General features: G+C 44.9%; 17 protein-coding genes. 8 read left to right on the top strand and 9 right to left on the bottom strand.

Annotated elements, in window-relative coordinates:
- Positions 1-39: 39 nt before the first annotated feature.
- Positions 40-900 (bottom strand): SDR family oxidoreductase, encoded by an 861-nt coding sequence (locus ATB78_RS09610; RefSeq protein WP_061008526.1) that lies wholly within the window; start codon positions 898-900, stop codon positions 40-42.
- A gap of 151 nt (positions 901-1,051) precedes the next feature.
- Here ATB78_RS09610 and ATB78_RS09605 point away from each other — a divergent pair, with 151 nt between their 5' ends.
- Complete coding sequence (locus tag ATB78_RS09605; RefSeq protein WP_061008525.1) at positions 1,052-1,963, top strand: LysR family transcriptional regulator; 912 nt, start codon at positions 1,052-1,054, stop codon at positions 1,961-1,963.
- Positions 1,964-2,059: 96 nt separating this feature from the next.
- Positions 2,060-2,689 (top strand): LysE family translocator, encoded by a 630-nt coding sequence (locus ATB78_RS09600; RefSeq protein WP_061008524.1) that lies wholly within the window; start codon positions 2,060-2,062, stop codon positions 2,687-2,689.
- A gap of 57 nt (positions 2,690-2,746) precedes the next feature.
- Here ATB78_RS09600 and ATB78_RS29380 read toward each other — a convergent pair whose 3' ends face one another.
- A complete protein-coding gene (locus ATB78_RS29380; RefSeq protein WP_155483759.1) occupies positions 2,747-2,884 on the bottom strand; it encodes a hypothetical protein in 138 nt (45 codons plus the stop codon).
- 329 nt (positions 2,885-3,213) lie between these two features.
- Between ATB78_RS29380 and ATB78_RS09595 the strand changes: the two genes are divergently transcribed.
- Entirely contained in the window at positions 3,214-4,641 is a 1,428-nt protein-coding gene (locus ATB78_RS09595; RefSeq protein WP_012128124.1) for an APC family permease, read from the top strand.
- Positions 4,642-4,711: 70 nt separating this feature from the next.
- On the opposite strand, the gene ATB78_RS09590 is transcribed toward ATB78_RS09595, so the two are convergent.
- The 4 genes from ATB78_RS09590 to ATB78_RS09575 form a co-directional block, all read right to left on the bottom strand.
- Entirely contained in the window at positions 4,712-5,065 is a 354-nt protein-coding gene (locus ATB78_RS09590; RefSeq protein WP_009704286.1) for a multidrug efflux SMR transporter, read from the bottom strand.
- Positions 5,066-5,197: 132 nt separating this feature from the next.
- A complete protein-coding gene (locus tag ATB78_RS09585) occupies positions 5,198-5,878 on the bottom strand; it encodes a hypothetical protein (protein ID WP_081096583.1) in 681 nt (226 codons plus the stop codon).
- 193 nt (positions 5,879-6,071) lie between these two features.
- Positions 6,072-6,569: a GNAT family N-acetyltransferase gene (locus ATB78_RS09580; RefSeq protein ID WP_039989251.1), complete on the bottom strand. Its 498-nt coding sequence runs from the start codon at positions 6,567-6,569 to the stop codon at positions 6,072-6,074.
- A 2-nt stretch (positions 6,570-6,571) separates the two neighbouring features.
- Positions 6,572-6,973: a hypothetical protein gene (locus ATB78_RS09575; RefSeq protein ID WP_061008522.1), complete on the bottom strand. Its 402-nt coding sequence runs from the start codon at positions 6,971-6,973 to the stop codon at positions 6,572-6,574.
- 352 nt (positions 6,974-7,325) lie between these two features.
- On the opposite strand from ATB78_RS09575, the gene ATB78_RS09570 reads away from it, so the two are divergent.
- The 5 genes from ATB78_RS09570 to ATB78_RS09550 all read left to right on the top strand — a co-directional run bounded on the left by ATB78_RS09570 (position 7,326) and on the right by ATB78_RS09550 (position 12,852).
- Complete coding sequence (locus ATB78_RS09570) at positions 7,326-7,628, top strand: DUF1330 domain-containing protein (protein WP_005442737.1); 303 nt, start codon at positions 7,326-7,328, stop codon at positions 7,626-7,628.
- Between the two features lie 1,065 nt (positions 7,629-8,693).
- On the top strand, positions 8,694-9,635 hold the full coding sequence (metA, locus tag ATB78_RS09565) for a homoserine O-succinyltransferase (RefSeq protein WP_061008521.1): 942 nt from the start codon (positions 8,694-8,696) through the stop codon (positions 9,633-9,635).
- Between the two features lie 149 nt (positions 9,636-9,784).
- Complete coding sequence (gene pilW / locus ATB78_RS09560; protein WP_061008520.1) at positions 9,785-10,513, top strand: type IV pilus biogenesis/stability protein PilW; 729 nt, start codon at positions 9,785-9,787, stop codon at positions 10,511-10,513.
- A 358-nt stretch (positions 10,514-10,871) separates the two neighbouring features.
- Positions 10,872-12,461 carry a S41 family peptidase gene (locus ATB78_RS09555; RefSeq protein WP_061008519.1) on the top strand — a complete coding sequence of 530 codons (1,590 nt, stop codon included), beginning with the start codon at positions 10,872-10,874 and terminating at the stop codon, positions 12,459-12,461.
- A complete protein-coding gene (locus ATB78_RS09550; protein WP_061008518.1) occupies positions 12,445-12,852 on the top strand; it encodes a hypothetical protein in 408 nt (135 codons plus the stop codon). The genes ATB78_RS09555 and ATB78_RS09550 overlap by 17 nt, the downstream gene beginning before the upstream one ends.
- 99 nt (positions 12,853-12,951) lie before the next feature.
- Here the strand turns inward: ATB78_RS09550 and ATB78_RS09545 are convergent, their stop codons facing one another.
- The 3 genes from ATB78_RS09545 to hrpA form a co-directional block, all read right to left on the bottom strand.
- Entirely contained in the window at positions 12,952-13,467 is a 516-nt protein-coding gene (locus ATB78_RS09545) for an outer membrane beta-barrel protein (RefSeq protein ID WP_038896506.1), read from the bottom strand.
- 215 nt (positions 13,468-13,682) lie between these two features.
- Positions 13,683-14,162 carry an outer membrane beta-barrel protein gene (locus ATB78_RS09540; protein WP_009704276.1) on the bottom strand — a complete coding sequence of 160 codons (480 nt, stop codon included), beginning with the start codon at positions 14,160-14,162 and terminating at the stop codon, positions 13,683-13,685.
- Between the two features lie 215 nt (positions 14,163-14,377).
- Positions 14,378-18,394: an ATP-dependent RNA helicase HrpA gene (gene hrpA / locus ATB78_RS09535; protein WP_179947000.1), complete on the bottom strand. Its 4,017-nt coding sequence runs from the start codon at positions 18,392-18,394 to the stop codon at positions 14,378-14,380.
- Positions 18,395-18,577: the final 183 nt, after the last annotated feature.

Here is an 18,577-nt window from a genome sequence, read left to right as displayed (position 1 = left end):
GGGAGCACTTGGCTCCCCTGTCATTAAATTCTTAGGATGTTATTTCTCAATGGCATGCACAAATTCATTCGCAAAGTCATCGAAGTTGCGTGCTGGCTTACCAGTCACTTGCTCAACGGTGTCTGTCACTTCTGTGTAAGCCCCCGTTCCGAACCAAGCCATGATTTCAGCCAACGCATTGGCGAACCATTCATCCATTCCTGCTTCTTTCATCGCTGCGGCGGCGTCTTGTTCAGAAACAGCCACATATTCGATTTGCTTGCCTGACGCTTGAGAGATCACTTCGGCTTGCTGTGCAAAAGTCAGTGCTTCAGGGCCAGAAAGTAAATACGTTTGGCCATCGTGACCTTCTCCAATAAGCGATTCAACAATAACTGCCGCTACATCACGAATATCCACCACGCTTTGCTTTGCATTACCGAGCGGTAAGAAGAATTTACCCATTGCATTGATGGTCGCTAAGCTACCAAAGAGGTTCTGGAAAAAAGAGTTCGGCTGAATAATGGTCCAAGCCAAACCTGATGCTTTGACTAAATCATCGGTCACCACATGGGTACGAATGATTTCTGAACCCGCATCGCTCTTAGCACCCATGCCCGATAGCTTAACAACATGTTCAACATTCGCTGCTTTTGCCGCTGCGATGACGTTCTCCACCCAAAGCTTATTGTCTTGATGAATCGGCATAGAAACGTAAATACGTTTCACACCCTGCATCGCTTTTTCCATCGCAGCAACGTCGGTAAAGTCACCCTCACGAACTTGTTCTGGCTGAAGATTCATGGTCGCTGTTGAGCTGGCACCTCTTACCATGACACCAAAATCTGCGTCTGTTTGTTGTAGTTGACGAACCACTTCAGAGCCTGTGTTACCAGTTGCGCCTAAAACTAGAATGTCCATGATGTTCTCCTACCGAGATTGAGCGTATGTTCTGTATTTGCAGCATGCCGCTGCGGTATGGAGTAACTTTAGTTAATCCCGTAAGAATTGACTAGACAGCTAATCTTGGCTTCACTATCCCATATTCGGGATGAAGAAAAATAGAGTTAACATGAAAGAGATATCTGCCTTGCCTTTATTTGCGCGCGTCATTGAGCTCAATAGCTTTGCTGAAGCGGCAAGGCAACTCAATGTGCCGACAACAACCGTGAGTAGGAAGATTCAGCAGTTGGAAGCTGAGCTTGGCGGCAAGTTGATTAATCGCTCCACTCGCTCATTGTCGCTCACTGAACTCGGCCAACAAGTCTTGCCCAAAGCACAGTTAATCGCAGATACGGTCAGCGAGCTTTATCATGAAGCGGAGGATGCCGCGAGCAAGCCGATTGGCACACTCAATATTACTGCGCCTCGTGCACTCAGTCAGAATCTACTCGCCTCCCTATTTGCGGAATTTCAAGCGCGCTATCCCACGATTAAGATCAACCTTGCTTCGTCGAATCGATATCAGGATATGACGAAGCAGAGTTTGGACTTCGCCTTTCGTTTAGGCCCATTGAACGACTCTTCTTTGGTGGCGATTCCGCTCTCTCCCGTGAAGTATGTTTTGGCCATTTCAAATGCTCTGGCTAACGCTCTCCCCAAGTTCGAACACCCGCGTCAATTGAATGCAGCGCCGTGCATCCGCAATCACGTGGAAGGATACTTTTTACCTTGGCGATTTAGCCTGAAAGATGAAGTGGTAGAAGTGACCGAAGCTGGCAGCGTCACAACCGATGATTTCTTTGTTAGCAAACAACTTTGCTTGGATGGCACAGGCGTCTGTTATCTGCCAAAGTCTATGCTCTACCAAGAATTGCAAGCCCAACAGCTTACGGTGATTTTGGATGATTGGGTCCCTCAAGATAAAACCATGCTCTTGGTATATCAGGACAGAAAACACTTACCGCAGAAGTCGCAATTGTTTATCGATTTTATAAGAGAGAAAAAGTCTTATATCGAAGCGTTTTTATCCGGTCAAAACTGACGATGACGTCGCACTCTAATCGTTTGTTTTTCAACACATGTGGGTGTAAAGTCTCGCCATAATAGCTATGAGACATTCTCTTTAATTGGAACAAGTATGAACCTCGATACCTTGTTGGCGTTTGGCGGCATCGTTTTCTTTCTCGCTGTGATACCCGGCCCTAACGCTTTGCTGATTTTGTTTACCGCACTGACGCAGAGTCGTCGCTTTGCTATTGCCAATATTTTCGGTGTGGCACTTGGCTTTCTGATCCACGCTTTTGTCTCCGCAAAAGGGTTGAGCTTGTTGCTTTCACAATCAGCGCTGGCGTTCAATATATTAAAGTGGATGGGTGTTGCGTACTTAATTTGGTTGGGCATCAATAACCTAAGAAGTGGACTTAAACTGGCAGACCAAAAGTTAAAACTCGACCGTAAAATCGAGGAACAGACTCTCAAGCAAGCCTTTGTGAAGGGGCTATTAACTAACCTGCTTAATCCAAAAATCGTGTTGTTCTACCTCTCTATCTTCCCTCAGTTTGTGCAACCTGAACACATTCTCGAGCAAAGCATCATGTTGGGTGCTCTTCAGGCAAGCATCGTTGCTAGTTGGTTTTTGTTTGTGATTTTCTTTGCCACTAAGGTTAAGGCCATGCTCACTTCTTCGAAAACCAGCAAGTGGCTGAACTACGTAAGTGGGGGTTTGTTTATTTTCTTCGGCATCGGTTTAGCTAATACCCGTTTTTAAAGCCAGACTAAAGATACGAAAAACACGCCCACGAGCGTGTTTTTTATTGTCTCTGACTTAGCCAAAAACAGCGGCTAACACCAAGATCCCAACAAACAACACCGCGACTAACCCCAACAAATACGAGAGCTTGCCAGTGCCGCCCTTTGGCGCTTGATTACAACATCCCATGGTTTTCTCCACTTTCTGAATCACGCTAACTGCTCTTAATCTAGACCTTCCCCCAAGGTCAGAGTCAAACTTTGGCTAGCTTCCCATCAATTTCTCGAGTTCCGGTAATAAATAATTCGCTATAAACACGTTTTTAATATGCATTTTTTAAATCGATTTTGCGTTTTTTAACCAGAGCAAACGTTTAAATTGATTACGAATAAACCATTGGCATTTCGCTTCATTTTTGGGTAAATACATACCGTTTTTGGCTATATACCCACAGATTCTCACAGCCCTACAATACGCCCGTCTTACTTGTAGCACGCGGGCTCTCCATCCGAGGCTCGTGGCTCGATCATTAAAGGTATCGAATGAGCAATATCGCCAAATCCGCCGTCAAACTCAGTGTCTTTTCTGTCATCATGATTACGGTTACTTCCGTCGACAGCATAAGGAACATTCCGGGTGCCGCCTTATTTGGTAGTCACGCCATCTCTTTCTTCTTATTGGCAGGTCTTTGCTTCTTCGTTCCAACCGCATTAGTTTGTGCAGAGTTGAGCACCACTTACCCGCAACAGGGCGGTGTGTACTTATGGGGTAAAGAGACCCTTGGGCCAAACTTTGGTTTTGCGACTGTGTGGTATCAGTACGCAGAGAACATCGTCTACTACCCACCGCTCATTTCCTTTATTGTTGCGACGGGCGCATATCCTTTCTTTCCTGAACTGGCACAGAACAATATCTTCATGTTGATAATGATTAACGTGATTTTCTGGGCACTGACCTTGGTCAACATATTTGGTTTGCGTTTGTCCTCCCTCATTACCAACGTCTTTGGCACTTTGGGGCTTATCTTCCCTATCCTGCTGATCATCGGCTTAGGTGGTTACTGGGCTTATACCAACCCAAGCGAGTCACATATTTCACTTCGTCATGCATCTGACTGGTTACCTGATTTCTCACAAGACGGTATTGGTGCGGGCTTTACTGCGGTTGTGCTTTCCCTAACTGGGCTTGAGATCACCACCTCTTACGCGAGTGAAGTCGATAATCCGCAAAAGACTTACCCAAAAGCACTGATCGCTTCCACCGTGTTGATTCTGGTATCTCTGACCGCGTGTTCGCTTTCCATCTCTTCCGTGGTATCCAGCGATCATTCAAGCTTGAGTGAAGGCGTGATACTGGCGTTCAAAGCATTCTTTGATGATTTGAACATGTCATTCATGCTGCCAGTTATCGCTCTAGCAATTGTATTTGGTAGCTTAGCGAGCCTAAACAACTGGATTATTGCTCCGACCAAGAGCTTGCATGTTGCAGCAAAAGACCACTTCATGCCTTTGACGCTATCGAAAGAGAACAAGAACCAAGCGCCGGTTCCATTGCTACTCCTGCAAGGTGCCATCGTCAGCGTGCTCTCTTTGGTATTTATCTTGGTACCAAACGTAAACCAAGGCATGTGGCTATTGAACATACTCATGACTCAGCTCTACATGGTGATGTACATCTGTATCTTCGTCAGCTTCTTGGTGTCACGTCGTAAACATGCGGATATTGAACGTCCATTCCGTGTGCCTGGCGGCAAGTTTGGCATGATGTTGGTGGCTGCTTTAGGTTTGATGAGCTGTCTGGTGACCATCTTCGTTTCATTCGATGTACCAGCAGGTATAAGCGCTCAGACAGGTGCTTATGCATTGATTCTTGGTTTCATTGCCTTTAGTTTGCCAGCGATTGGGGCCGTGATGTACCGAAACCGCAAACGTCGCCGACAAGGTCAGTTGATTGAGGTGATGGTGAATTAGTTCATCCCCCTCATCAGATAGCAAAAAGCCGCGAACGAATCGCGGCTTTTTTGTGTTTGGAATTTCTAGGTTAGTGACCAACCGTCTTAGACAGCAAGTTAACAATCATCACACCAGTGAGGATGAAGCCAATACCAACAAGCGCAGCAAGGTCGAGCTTTTGTCCGTATAGGAAGTAACCAACAGCAGCCACAAGTACAATCCCCGCCCCGCTCCAGATCGCATATACAATACCAACTGGCATGCTTTTTACGGTCACAGACAGTAGGAAAAAAGCGATACCATAACCGATTATAACCACGGTGCTCGGCATCAACTTAGTAAACTGTTCTGTCTTTGGAATAGAAGAAGTCGCAATCACCTCACACACGATAGCAATAGACAGCGCAACCAGTGGAGGCATAGAAACAAGCATTTTGAACATAAGGCAAACAACGCTCAATTAACCTGAACTCGATGACATATCGAATCTCTGAGCGGCGCATTATAATCAAAATCCGTCAGTACGCTATAAAAAGTGATGCAACTCACATTTACACCAGCGTAATAATCGCAGTTAGAAGTCGGTCTCTTCCAAATTAATCACGCAGGCAGACGCGTCATTTCTGGCTGTGAGTAACGAATTTGGGTCCGCATAAACGATGTTGTCCAACCCCAACTTTTGCATATCATCAATGTGATACATCCAAGCTGCGTTGCTGGTATCGCAACCTGCTTTGTGTAATTTTTCACGTTTGTTCAAGTGCCCAAACATGGTGATCTTTGGATTTACCGCCACCAACGCAAAAAAGGCTTCTTCATGCTGACGCCATAAACTTAAGGATTGATGCCATTGTTCGAGTTCTTGTTGATCAAAGCCATCGGTGTCCCATTCATCTTGCATGGCGCCACCAAACCAAAGCACTTCCGAGCCTTTCATAACCAAAGTACTCGGTGCCGCTGTTAGAACATAGTTCGCACAGGCAGAGGCACACGTTCCATTGACGATTAAATGAACCTGATTGTTGTAAACCCAACGTCCTAGTTCCATAGCTGGTCGATACTCGCCTGAGTCGCTGTCTATCATCAAGGCAACAACACCATGGGGTTGAACATTGGCAAGCTCGATGGCTTCTCGCACGCTCTCCGCGGTTATTTCGCCATTAAAGTAAAGTGTTCGCCCTTCCATGTAGATATCATCAGATAAACTGCACGCTGATAACCCAGTGAGCGTGAGTGCACCTAGCCACTTTCGCATATCCCTCTCCATGATCTTCATTCCAAAACTCGACATCCAACTTCAAATGAGTATTGAACAAGTTGAATAAAAACGACGGAGAAAGTGGCACATTTTTGACCAACGTCAAAATATGCACATAGTTACTTATAGCCTGCTTATCTTTTAGCTAATGGCGATTTAAATTGCACTAACATGGGGGGGATGAAAGATATCAAGAACTTAGCTCGGATGACTCCCAAACCATAATGATAGTCTGGACTCCGTTGTGTGAAGCGTTATGCAGAGGACGGAAACCGTATTTCAGATACAAAGCTTCATTATGCGGCTCGCATTGCAAAAACAATTTTGGAATGCCTAGTTGAAACACGTGATTTTGTGCACGAACGACCAGCGCAGCAGCATAACCTTTACCGCGTGATGAGGCATCGACGTAGACTCCACCTAGCCAGTGCTCATACTCAGGGAAATGAATGTTCTCTCGGATCTTGAGTTCAGCGACTGCTACAAGGTCATTGTTTTCGTCATGAACCACAAATGAAAGTGGAAATGCATGGCGGCTATTGGCTTTGAGTAAAACCTTCTCGCGAACTTGAGCGGGCGTCACACCAGGAACAGTGTAAGCCCACTCATCAAAGTACCATTGTGCAATAAGATCAGACTCATGGGGGAAGTCAGCGAGAAAGTGAATTTGGAATGCCCTTTCTGCCACTATTAATAGCCACCATCTGCACTATCGACCACAGTCGCTTCATTGCAAACATCCGCTTTGGCATGGTTAAAGTGATGCTGCTGTGAAAGCTCAAAGTAGATGTGCATATCAATCGGTTCTGGTGTGTTGAGAAGCATTTTGCCAACCTCCCGTTGGAAATGGCCGTAATTACCAAGCTCCTCTGTTAAACCTAACTGCTCATAGCTCGCCAAACTGGTGAACATGCCGTAAGCGTATTGATAACGCGTCATGTCTTCCAATTTGTCGTGCCCAAGTTCGGCCAACGCTTGGTCGACTTCGTCTGGCAGATAAACGTCCTTATCGCCAAACTCCCTAAGCAAGACGTTAGGAACTTGATGTGCAATGCTCTGAATGGTCTCTTTTCTTTTAAACATACCGAACATAATGTCCTCCACTGACGATGATTTTCCATACAACGTATTTAAGTACGTGCTGGCGAGCCAATTAGTGTCTTTATTGGTATTAAGGCTCAAAATTTATACTAACTCGATCTCATAATTCTCTTCAAACGCTACCGTATTCGTTACACAAAAATGTACTCAGAAATCTTGCCGCAATCACAATTGCAGAGCGTCAGTTTGAGTCGATAGTTCATACCAATTGAGCAATAACCCTGAATCGATTTGGATTTTCAATGGAATCTAAAAAGTGTTTCGAGCCCGCTCTCTCTTATCGAAATGACCAGACTGCATTAAGCTAAATTTCATCGGCTAACGTGCAATCAAGGAGCATACCGTGACTTACTATTCAGTATTAGATGTAACCCCTACAGCCCAAGACTGGGTACCTGCTTATGTCAGCGTCTCGAACGCACTGGTGGAAAAACACGGTGGCAAGTACATCGCACGAACTAACGTGCATGAACGACTAGAAGGCAATGGTGAAGCTCCGGCGCTTCGCATTATCATTGAATGGCCTTCTCGCCAAGCAGCCCTCGACTTTATGAATGACCCAGAGTATGTGCCTCATCTAAACGCTAGAACCGCAGGTTCAATCAGTAATCACTACTTGATCGAAGGTAATGACCAACTGGCATAAGACACATAAAAAAAAAGCCCAGCGAACGCTGGGCTTTTTCCGGTTTATATCAACAAGGTGAGTTTCCACTGCATCAACAGAAATAGTTTCAATATCATTATATTATTCCTGTCATCACCTTTTAATAAACCACCTACACTAACTGACGTGTTAATGAATGATGCATAATGTATGATTCTCAATCATCAAAATAGATCCAACATCAAGAATCAAAAATTTTGTCACTAATATGTTTATATATCAGAACTAACTTACAAGCCTATATTTTATTTCTAATTTAATCTTATCAATCTTTGTTCTATTTAAATCACACAATATCTAAATAGAGTTCTTATCTAAGGCTCATCCTAATTGTGATCTAAGAGTGTTGAAAACGGTGTCTAGCAACGTAAGTAGGTCAACATGAGTAGGTTATGATGACAAGACAAACGTTCACCTGCCTCTAGAAGCTCACTTGCGTTGAAACCTTCTCCTGATTGGGCTTCAAAAAGACTCAGCCCTCTCTAGCTTCTCAACTTACTAATAAGATCATTATTCGGCTTTTTCCTACAATAACTTTATAGGGGTCGTTGTTTCCTATAAATTCAAACTTTAATTTATTACTTCATCAATTTCAATCGTACACAGCCAAATTCTAGATATTAAAAATTAGTTGTTAGCATATCATTCGATAAAAGACAAAGTAACTTGTCATAACCTTTAACAAGACATCACATAAAAACAAGAGTTAGAATATAATCCAATTAAATTAAACGAATTAATAATTTTAATTATCTTACTTCAGTATAATTTAACCTTCCGGATTGCTAGCGCAATCAAGTATTCACTTACTGAAAAAAGTGATTGGCATATTTAAAATTAGAACAGTTCGACTTAGGTTTTTTATTCTAACGAGCACTATTTTCAAACGTAGAGCCCCTTTTGTGTGTTTGGCTCCTGTGTGAGATGAAAGTAGGAACAAAAGAAATCCGGTTCAAAGTCACATTTCATATCGACATCCGTTACTAATTACGTTAGCTTTAGAAGTATAGACGTCTAAAAAGTTAAGCTTAGGGAGAGAAAGCCGTGCCAATTAGAATTCCAGATCAGTTACCCGCTAGCGATGTATTAAGGACAGAGAACATCTTTGTGATGAGCGAAAGTCGAGCGGCGAGTCAGGAAATCCGTCCATTGCGAGTGCTTATTCTCAATTTGATGCCAAAGAAGATTGAGACAGAAACTCAGTTTCTTCGCCTACTTTCTAATAGCCCACTTCAAGTGAACGTGGAGCTATTACGAATCGATAATCGCCCAAGTAAGAACACACCAACGGAACACCTAGACACATTTTATCGTCAATTTGAAATGGTAAAAGGCAAGAACTTCGATGGCCTTATCATTACTGGTGCTCCATTAGGTTTGGTCCAATTTGAAGATGTGATTTATTGGGATCACTTGAAGACCATTATGGAGTGGGCAAAAGATCACGTCACGTCCACACTTTATGTTTGCTGGGCTGCACAAGCAGGTTTGAAACTTCTATATAACTTGCCAAAGAAAACACGCAAAGAAAAGCTATCAGGCGTGTACCATCACTCTATCCACCATCAGTACCACCCTCTTCTGCGTGGTTTCGATGATACGTTCTTAGCACCACATTCTCGCTATGCAGATTTCTCACCGGAGTTTTTAGAAGAACATACGGACCTCAATATTCTCGCAACGTCCGATGTCGCGGGTGTTTATCTAGCAACCACAAAAGACAAGCGTAATGTGTTTGTCACTGGTCACCCAGAGTATGACTCTCATACACTCCATAACGAATACATTCGAGATTTGGGCGAAGGGATGGAACCTGCTATTCCAATCAATTACTACCCAAATAACAACCCAGACAATCCACCTTGTGCGAGTTGGCGTAGCCATGGACACTTGCTGTTCTCGAACTGGTTGAACTATTGCGTTTACCAACAAACGCCGTACGATCTGGATCATTTCAGCGAAGACGCCTTCACTAAAGACGACTAACTGCCTGAATTTAGAGTGTGAACCAAGCCGCCAACTGGCGGCTTTTTTGTATCAGTTTGCTAACCTGATCGCATAGTATTTTTTCCCCAATAGGCTTTTGCATCGTAATTCATATCATGCTGTGTGAATCAGGGATGTGGGGCAGAAATATGAAGCTTGGAAAACTCGGTGCATTAGTCTTAGCAAGCCAACTAGGTTTGGTTGGATGTGTCACCGTCAATGAAGATGGAAACAGTCCGGTCGTGAAAGCCGATCCGGTTTCTATGGCAGAGTCGCGAATCGCTCTCGGTCTCGGCTATTTAGAAAGTGGCAGTATGATCCGAGCACACGATAATCTGCAGCAAGCCCTTACCCACGCACCAAACTATTATCGTGCACAACTATCGATGGCGCACTATTACGAAACCGTAGGTGAAGATTCCAAAGCAGCACAGATGTACAAACGCTCTCTTCGCCAGCATCCCAAAAATGGTAACGTACTGAACAATTACGGCACCTTCCTGTGTAAACAAGGTGAATACAGTCAAGCAGATAAAATGTTCAATCGAGCGATCGAGCAGCCTTACTATTACCTTATCCCTGCTAGTTACGAGAACGCTGGATTTTGTGCACTAAAGTCGAATCAAGCTGAAAAAGCGAAGTACTACTTCACTCGCGCTATCGACCATGACCCTCACCGTCCCAAATCTATCCTTCAGTTAGCTAAGCTAGAGATCGACAGCGGAAACTACACCGATGCCCGTATTCGCTTGATGCGCTTTAACCAAATGTACGGAGTCAAGAAACCCTCTCTCCGCCTAATGGTGGAACTAGAACGCGCTGCGGGCAATGAAGCCTTAGAGCGAAAGTATCAGTACCAACTCGATCAAATTTCTTAATTCCAAAAACTCAAAGAGTCGACCACAAAGCGTCGACTCTCGTCATGCTCGGACTGTTTGCCTAGCATTCTTCTATCGTTTAATGCTTTTCTGAAACCACTTTCAATCGTCTAAAATTACTGAAGTGTCATCGTGAATTTTCGCGTCACAAATAGCACTAACTTGCTAATTTATTAATGATTTTTTAGATTTAACTAAATTAGTAAACTGATTATTTACTCTAATTTATATGATACCAATCACACTAATTTGCTTAGTGTTTGCACAGTAACGAACAAGATCTATACATTCGAGTGACTTATAGGCAATTTATTAAAAACAATTCAAATCTATAAATGTCACAGAAATAAGGAAATTTATGTTGAAGTATAAGAACACAGCGTTGGTGGCAACTCTCCCTCTTCTATTATTACAAGGCTGTGGAGGCGGCGGTGGAGATAGCTCTAGCACTGCAGTCGGCAATAACATAACCTGGTCAGCAGGAGACTTTTCTACCCCAGCTAGCGAGTTTGCAAATAAATGTAGCATCGCTAGAACAGGTATTGACCCATACACAGGGGATTATTATCCAGACCAAGCAGGTTCAGCACTGCAAGAAAAAATGTTCTTACGTGCGTTCAGTAATGATACCTACCTTTGGTATGACGAGATCCCAGATATCAACCCGGACAACTTCCCTACCGTTGCAGCTTATTTTGATTCACTGGTGACTACAGAAAGAACGGCTACTGGTCAATACAAGGATCGATTCCACTTCACTCGCTCTTACGACGATTTCATGAAATCACAACAAGCGGGTCTTGTTGCTGGTTTCGGCTTTAACTGGAAATTCGTTCAAAGCTATGAACCGCGAGAAATCATCATTTCTTACACAGAAGATAACTCTCCAGCCTCTTCAAATGGCGTTGCTCGAGGCGACAAGCTATTGAAAATCAATGATGTTGATGTTGTGAACACCTCTTCGAGCTCTGAGATTGATTTCATCAACAATACGCTTTTCTCTCCTACGCTAGGTCAAAACTACACCTTCACGTTTGAAACCGTTGATGGCGCTCCGAAGGTGGTGACTCTGACATCGGCAGATGTCGCAACAAGCCCAGTTCGCAATGTAAAAGTCATCGACAACAACGGAACAAAAGTCGGTTACATGCAATACAACGCTTTTGAAGTGACTGCGCAACAGCCACTTATCGATGCGTTTAATCAGCTGTCAGCGGCAAACGTTGATGAGATCGTGATGGATTTACGCTACAACGGTGGTGGTTTAGTTTGGCAGTCTGCGCAAGTCGGCTACATGTTGGCTGGCACACATTCTAATGCCACTTTCGCTGAGCTGATTTACAACGACAAGATCATGAACTCTGGCAAGGTAGAAAATAACGTTTATAACTTTGTCGATACTGAAATTGATTGGGGTAAAGGTATCTTGACTGACATTGCCCTACCGACATTAACTGCGAAACGCGTTTATGTTCTGACTACTGACAACACCGCGTCTTCAAGTGAACTTCTCATCAATGGTCTTCGCGGTATTGATGTTGACGTGGTTCAAATTGGTACCACGACAACGGGTAAGCCATACGGTTTCTCTCCAGAACAAAACTGCGGCAACATGTACTACACCATTCAGTTCAAGTCTTCTAACGCAAAAGGCTTTGGTGATTTTGCCGATGGCTTTACACCGACAGCAAAAAGTCTAGTATCGTCTAATATTGGTATAGATGACAAAGTGGAAGGCTGTGTTGTAGCAGATGACTTGACCAAGCCATTGGGTAACAGCTCTGAAGGCATGCTGTCTGCAGCGCTAAACTACATGAACACAGGAACTTGTCCTCCTGCACCGGCTGTGGCGGCAGCTCCAAGAGCGATGCCTATGCTGGGTGGTACTCCACTAAATCAACAGCTTGATCCACTGCGACAAGAGGCTATTCATGTCAAAATTAACTAAAACATTGACCTTGCTTACCGGTGCGGGTTTTAGCATGATGCTAATGGGATGTTCATCATCAAATCACAATGACGATATGGTGAATGCTTTAAGTATTAAGACTTCTGGCGATACCGTTACGGAAATCCAGCAAGCTATCACAACGATTCAAGGCAACCAAGTGCCGCCAAAAATTGCGTCAAATACCTTCGAAACAAACTCACATTTGTTGATCGTTTCTGGGCAATTGATGGAGAGTTACAACATGCCATTGAACGGCGCAGAAACAGAATTGCCCGATCAATACACCTTGCAACTTCGTGAAGAGGAATGTGGCGTTTATTACGAGAAAGACGACAAGTTTGTCCCTCTAACCAACATACAATGCCGACCTAATCCGATTCAGGACTAAACAAAAAGCCCGTCGTTACTTTATTCAAAAATAACGGCGGGCTTTTCTCATTCTTCCTATTCAAATCTTACGATTCGAACGACTCAGTCTAAAGTCATATTATAAGAAGTGGAACGTCACGTTACCTGTGATGCTACTTACTGTATCGCTGTCCCCATCGATATCAACACCAAACGCTTGATAACTTGCACCGACAGAAATGTTGTCCAACAAGAAGTATTCCGCGCCAACACCGTACATGTAAGACACGCCATCGTCTTTGTCCAAGCTGCTCAGGTTACCATTGTATTCGACGTTAAACGCGTTAATACCACCCTTCGCGTAAACGTGCAGAGGACCAAAGTCGATACTTGGCTTTGCGGCTAAGTAGAAGGAAGAGAAATCCACATCACCTCGGTTACCACCAAGATTTAAATCCACCTGGCCATGATTGAAGTAGCCCACTTCAATACCAATCAACGGCAAGATCCCCGTACCGACATGAATGCCATAAGTGGTGTCGTTTTCGCTATCGATGTCTGATTGACCAATTTGACCACCAGCATAAAGCCAAGAGTCAGCAAGTGCAGATGTTGAGCATAGCGCCAAAGCCAATAACGAGAGTTTTGTTTTCATAGTTATACCTTTCCTGTTCGATTCCTGAACGGAACATCACGCGAACTGCATCGCGTTCCTTATGTATCTAGGTAAATACTATATTCAAAAAGTGGCAGGTTTTAAGAATAAGAAATGAATAATTTCTGTTCAATGTCTATTTGTGTGATTTACAGACAAAAAAACACCGGCGCGTTGCCGGTGTTTATCAAATAAATCTTCGAAATGTTCGACGATTATAGGAAGTGCAGTGTCGCGTTTAGAGAGAACGTACCGATGTCGTCTTTGCCCGCTGTGTAGTTCATGTAGCTTGCGCCAACAGACATAGGGCCGAAAATGAAGTATTCCGCACCTACACCGTACATTAGATCCACATCATCGTCGTCTTTGCCGCCAGAAACTTTCTTATCCCACTGGTGGATACCACCTTTCGCGTAAACATGCAGAGGACCGAAGTCGATGCTTGGTTTAAGCGCAGCGTAGTAAGAAGTCAGTTTAGTTTCTTGACCAGCGATCTTGAATTCACCGTGTTGAGTAACACCCGCTTCGATACCGATGATTGGCAGAATACCTGTACCTACGTGTACAGAGTAAGACGTGTCTGTTTCGCCTTTGTAGTCAGACTGACCTACAGAAGCACCACCATAAATCCATGAATCTGCCATTGCTGCAGAAGAAGCACTTAGAAGTGCCACTGCCAATAGAGTTTTCTTCATCATCAACCTTTACTCTTTATTATTACCCACTTCTGCATCAAGCAGAGGTTGGTACTGCAAACACAAGGGAGGCGAACCATTGCCTCCCTTGTGACTTAAAATCACTTGTGGGTAAATAACTGCAATTACTGTACCAATCGAGCTTGCCACTGGACAAACCATTGATTACTCAGCAAACCCCACAAGAAAAAAACTGCCGCTATTGTACCGATCGCTTAGCAAGCATCAATCGCATTTTTGATACGTTTATCAGAAACTGGGTACGGAGTCCCCAATTGTTGAGCAAAGAAGCTCACTCGAAGCTCTTCGATCATCCAACGGACCTCTTTCACGTTCTCAGGAATCACCATGCCTTTCGGAATTTTGTTGAGCAGCTCTTTGTAGTCGCTCGTCACTGATTCCACTTTCAGCATGTGCAAACGGTCTTTGTTTGGATCGATCGGCAGCTTCTCCATACGACGCTCAATCGCACGCATGTAACGCAGAATATCTGGCAGGCGTTTCCAGCCACATTCTGTCGCGAAGCCCTTGAAGATCAATCCTTCGACTTGCGCTTTGATGTCCGATAGCGCGAACGCCATGGTGAAATCGATCTTGCCTTTCAACTTCTTATTGATGTTGAAAGCCGTCGTCAGGATAGTTTCCACTTGCTGTGCAATGCCCACCACCGTATCACCCAGCTCAGCACGAACGTGTTCTTTCAGTGCATCAAACTTCTCTGGCTCCCAAACCAAACCGCCCTGCTCTTCGATAAGCTTATCGACACCACATGCGATACAGTCATCAATCAGATCCAGCACCTTACCGTAAGGGTTAAAGTACAGACCCAACTTCGACTTGTTTGGCAAGTTAGAGTGCAGGTATTTGATTGGCGACGGCACGTTCAGCAAGATTAGACGACGCTGACCCGCTTGCATTGCCGTGACCTGCTCGTATTCGGTCTCGTACAGTTTGATTTCAACACTGTCTTTGGCATCCACAATCGCTGGGTACGCTTTAACGTCGTAACCACCGCGTTTTTGTTGGTATACCTTAGGCAGTTCACCGAAACTCCACGTATGCAGACCTTCTTGCTCGATGTCGTCATCCGCAACTTTTGAAAGGGTTTCTTGGACTTTGTCTTTCAAGCTCTCTTTCAATTCGTGAAGGTCTTTGTTTTCCTTCAACTTGCGATTTCTATGGTCAACCGCGCGGAAAGTCACTTTCAAGTGCTCCGGAATTTGATCCATATTCCAATCTTCGCGCAGAACTTCTACACCCGTCATTCGACGCAGCTCTTTCTCTAATGAGTCCAGCAGCGGCGCTTCCATTGGTGTTGCACGAGCTAAGAAAGCATCGGCATAGTTTGGCGCAGGAACAAAGTTCTTACGCACTGTCTTCGGTAACGATTTAATCAAACTCACCACAAGCTCATGGCGTAAACCTGGGATCTGCCAATCAAAGCCCGCAGGCTCGACTTGGTTCAAGATCGGCAGCGGCAAGTGTACCGTCACACCGTCACTGTCATCACCCGGCTCAAACTGGTAGCTCAGCTTAAGCTTGAGGTTGTTTTGATGCCAGAAGTTCGGGTAATCCAAATCGGTAACGTGGCTTGCATCGCCCTTGAACAGCATCTCTTTCTCGAAGTTCAGCAGCTCTTTGTTGTCTTTCGATGCTTTTTTCCACCATGTATCGAAGTGTTTGCCAGAGACCACTTCAGTGCCAACGCGTTGGTCGTAGAAATCAAACAGTTCATCGTCATCGACCAAGATGTCACGGCGACGAGATTTGTGTTCAAGCTCTTCCACTTCTTGAAGAAGCTTACGGTTTTGCTTAAAGAACGCGTGCTTGGTTTCCCACTCACCTTCCACCAGCGCACTACGAATGAATAGCTCACGACTGACGGTTGGACCGATACTGCCGTAGTTCACCAAACGCTTCGGCACAATTGGCACGCCGTAAAGCATCACTTTCTCGTGTGCCATAACCGCAGCACGTTTCTTCGACCAATGCGGCTCGCTGTAACTGCGCTTAATCAAGTGCTTCGCTAATGGTTCAATCCACTCAGGCTGAATCTTAGCAATGATGCGACCCCAAAGTTTTGAGGTTTCCACCAACTCAGCAGACATGATCCACTTAGGCTGTTTTTTGAATAGACCTGATGCAGGGAAGATATGGAAACGAGCGTTACGCGCGCCTTGGTATTCATTCTTCTCTTGGTCTTTCATACCGATGTGTGACAACAAACCGACCAAGATTGAGCTGTGTACGCCATGGTAAGACGCAGGCTCATCGTTCAGTTTGAATTCCATTTCACGCATCGATTGGTGAATTTGGAAGTACACATCTTGCCACTCACGCACGCGCAAGTAGTTCAAGTAATCTTGTTTACATTGCTTGCGGAACTGGTTACCCGTTAGCGCTTTTTGCTGCTTCTGGATGTAGTTCCACAGGTTCACAAACGTCAGAAAATCTGAGTCTTCATGGAAGAAACGTTTGTGCTTGTCATCTGATGATTGCTGCTTGTCACTTGGACGCTCGCGCGGGTCTTGAATCGACAATGCCGCCGCGATGATCATCACTTCTTTCAATGCGCCTTGCTTTGGTGATTCCAATACCATACGTGCTAAACGTGGGTCGATTGGAAGACGTGCAAGTTGACGACCAATGCTGGTTAGGCGTTTCTTCGATTCTTTCGCATCAGAATTGATTGCACCTAACTCTTCTAGAAGGCGAACACCGTCTTGGATGTTGCGTTTGTCAGGCGCTTCCACAAATGGGAAGGCTTGAATATCGCCCAAACCAAGTGCGGTCATCTGCAAGATAACCGACGCTAGGTTAGTACGCAGGATCTCAGGATCGGTAAACTCTGGACGTGACTCAAAATCTTCCTCTGAGTACAGACGGATACAGATACCCTCTTCCACACGACCACAACGACCTTTACGCTGGTTCGCACTCGCCTGAGAAACTGGCTCGATTGGAAGACGCTGAACCTTAGTACGGTAACTGTATCGGCTGATACGCGCCGTACCCGGATCGATAACGTATTTGATGCCCGGAACCGTCAACGAGGTTTCCGCTACGTTGGTTGCCAGTACAATGCGGCGACCTGCATGAGGTTGGAAAATCTTGTTCTGTTCACCCGCCGACAAACGCGCGTAAAGCGGCACAATTTCCGTGCTCTTCAGATTACGTTTAGACAGTGCATCAGCGGTATCACGGATTTCACGCTCACCGTTCATGAAGATCAGGATGTCACCTAAACCTTCATCGCACAATTCATCTACCGCTTCGAAGATACCTTCAAGTTGGTCACGATCATTATCGTCATCACCGCTTAGTGGGCGGTAACGCGTTTCTACTGGGTAAGTACGACCTGACACTTCAATGATTGGTGCGTTGTTGAAGTGTTTTGAAAAACGCTCAGGGTCGATGGTTGCCGACGTGATGATCACTTTCAGATCAGGACGACGTGGCAACAGTTCTTTCAAGTAACCCAAGATGAAATCGATGTTCAGGCTGCGCTCGTGCGCTTCATCGATAATGATGGTGTCATATTGATTCAAGAAACGGTCATGCTGAATTTCAGCCAGCAAGATACCGTCCGTCATCAATTTGATTTGGGTGTTTTCAGAGATCTGATCGTTGAATCGAACCTTGTAACCAACAAACTCACCAAGCTTGGTTTCCATCTCTTCGGCAATACGGTTCGCAACCGAACGCGCCGCAAGACGACGAGGCTGAGTATGACCAATCAGCCCAAACTTACCGCGACCAAGCTCAGCACAGATTTTTGGCAGCTGAGTGGTTTTACCTGAACCAGTTTCACCCGCAACGATAACCACTTGGTTTTCTTCGATCGCTTTCGCAATGTCGTCGCGTTTTTGGCTGACTGGCAGGATTTCAGGGTATTCAATCGTTGGTTTGTAGCTACTACGTTGCTCCACAACCATCATGGATTTGGCGATGTCTAATGCGATTTCATCAAACACAGCGTTACGCGCTGCGTCTTTTTTGATTTTGCTTGCACCAGAGATTCGTTTACTCAAGCGGAAGCGGTCACGCATCATGCACTGGTTAAGAGCCTTGCGCAGTGACGCCGCGTTATTTACTTGAGCCTGAGGCGCAGCATTCTGAGAAGCTTGTGCTTGAGATGCATTAGCCTGCTTCGCTTTGGCATTTTGCACACCATTTGACGGTGTCGCTTGCTCTTCAGCGGGATTCTTTTTTGGGGGCTGTGACGAAGTCAAAGCGTTTCCTATTCTTTTCATTACATAAAACTGCGCGGATTGTAGCACATAAGGGCTAGAACAAGATAACGGAAAGCAGCATCCGGCAATCATTCAATTTTTTCGAACAACTTAAGCAAATCCATCGGGTTTTGAGTCGCTGAGCATTGCCTATAATGCATCACATAGCCGAAAGCACTTATT

Source organism: Vibrio sp. CUB2 (genome assembly GCF_001557945.1).
Lineage (GTDB): Bacteria > Pseudomonadota > Gammaproteobacteria > Enterobacterales > Vibrionaceae > Vibrio > Vibrio owensii.
This window is presented reverse-complemented; position numbering and strand designations above follow the sequence as displayed.

Coding starts and splice junctions, on each gene's coding strand:
- ATB78_RS09610 (WP_061008526.1), bottom strand. CDS start 900: ATGGACATTCTAGTTTTAGGCGCAACTGGTAACACAGGCTCTGAAGTG.
- ATB78_RS09605 (WP_061008525.1), top strand. CDS start 1,052: ATGAAAGAGATATCTGCCTTGCCTTTATTTGCGCGCGTCATTGAGCTC.
- ATB78_RS09600 (WP_061008524.1), top strand. CDS start 2,060: ATGAACCTCGATACCTTGTTGGCGTTTGGCGGCATCGTTTTCTTTCTC.
- ATB78_RS09595 (WP_012128124.1), top strand. CDS start 3,214: ATGAGCAATATCGCCAAATCCGCCGTCAAACTCAGTGTCTTTTCTGTC.
- ATB78_RS09590 (WP_009704286.1), bottom strand. CDS start 5,065: ATGTTCAAAATGCTTGTTTCTATGCCTCCACTGGTTGCGCTGTCTATT.
- ATB78_RS09585 (WP_081096583.1), bottom strand. CDS start 5,878: ATGCGAAAGTGGCTAGGTGCACTCACGCTCACTGGGTTATCAGCGTGC.
- ATB78_RS09575 (WP_061008522.1), bottom strand. CDS start 6,973: ATGTTCGGTATGTTTAAAAGAAAAGAGACCATTCAGAGCATTGCACAT.
- pilW (WP_061008520.1), top strand. CDS start 9,785: ATGAAGCTTGGAAAACTCGGTGCATTAGTCTTAGCAAGCCAACTAGGT.
- ATB78_RS09555 (WP_061008519.1), top strand. CDS start 10,872: ATGTTGAAGTATAAGAACACAGCGTTGGTGGCAACTCTCCCTCTTCTA.
- ATB78_RS09550 (WP_061008518.1), top strand. CDS start 12,445: ATGTCAAAATTAACTAAAACATTGACCTTGCTTACCGGTGCGGGTTTT.
- ATB78_RS09545 (WP_038896506.1), bottom strand. CDS start 13,467: ATGAAAACAAAACTCTCGTTATTGGCTTTGGCGCTATGCTCAACATCT.
- ATB78_RS09540 (WP_009704276.1), bottom strand. CDS start 14,162: ATGAAGAAAACTCTATTGGCAGTGGCACTTCTAAGTGCTTCTTCTGCA.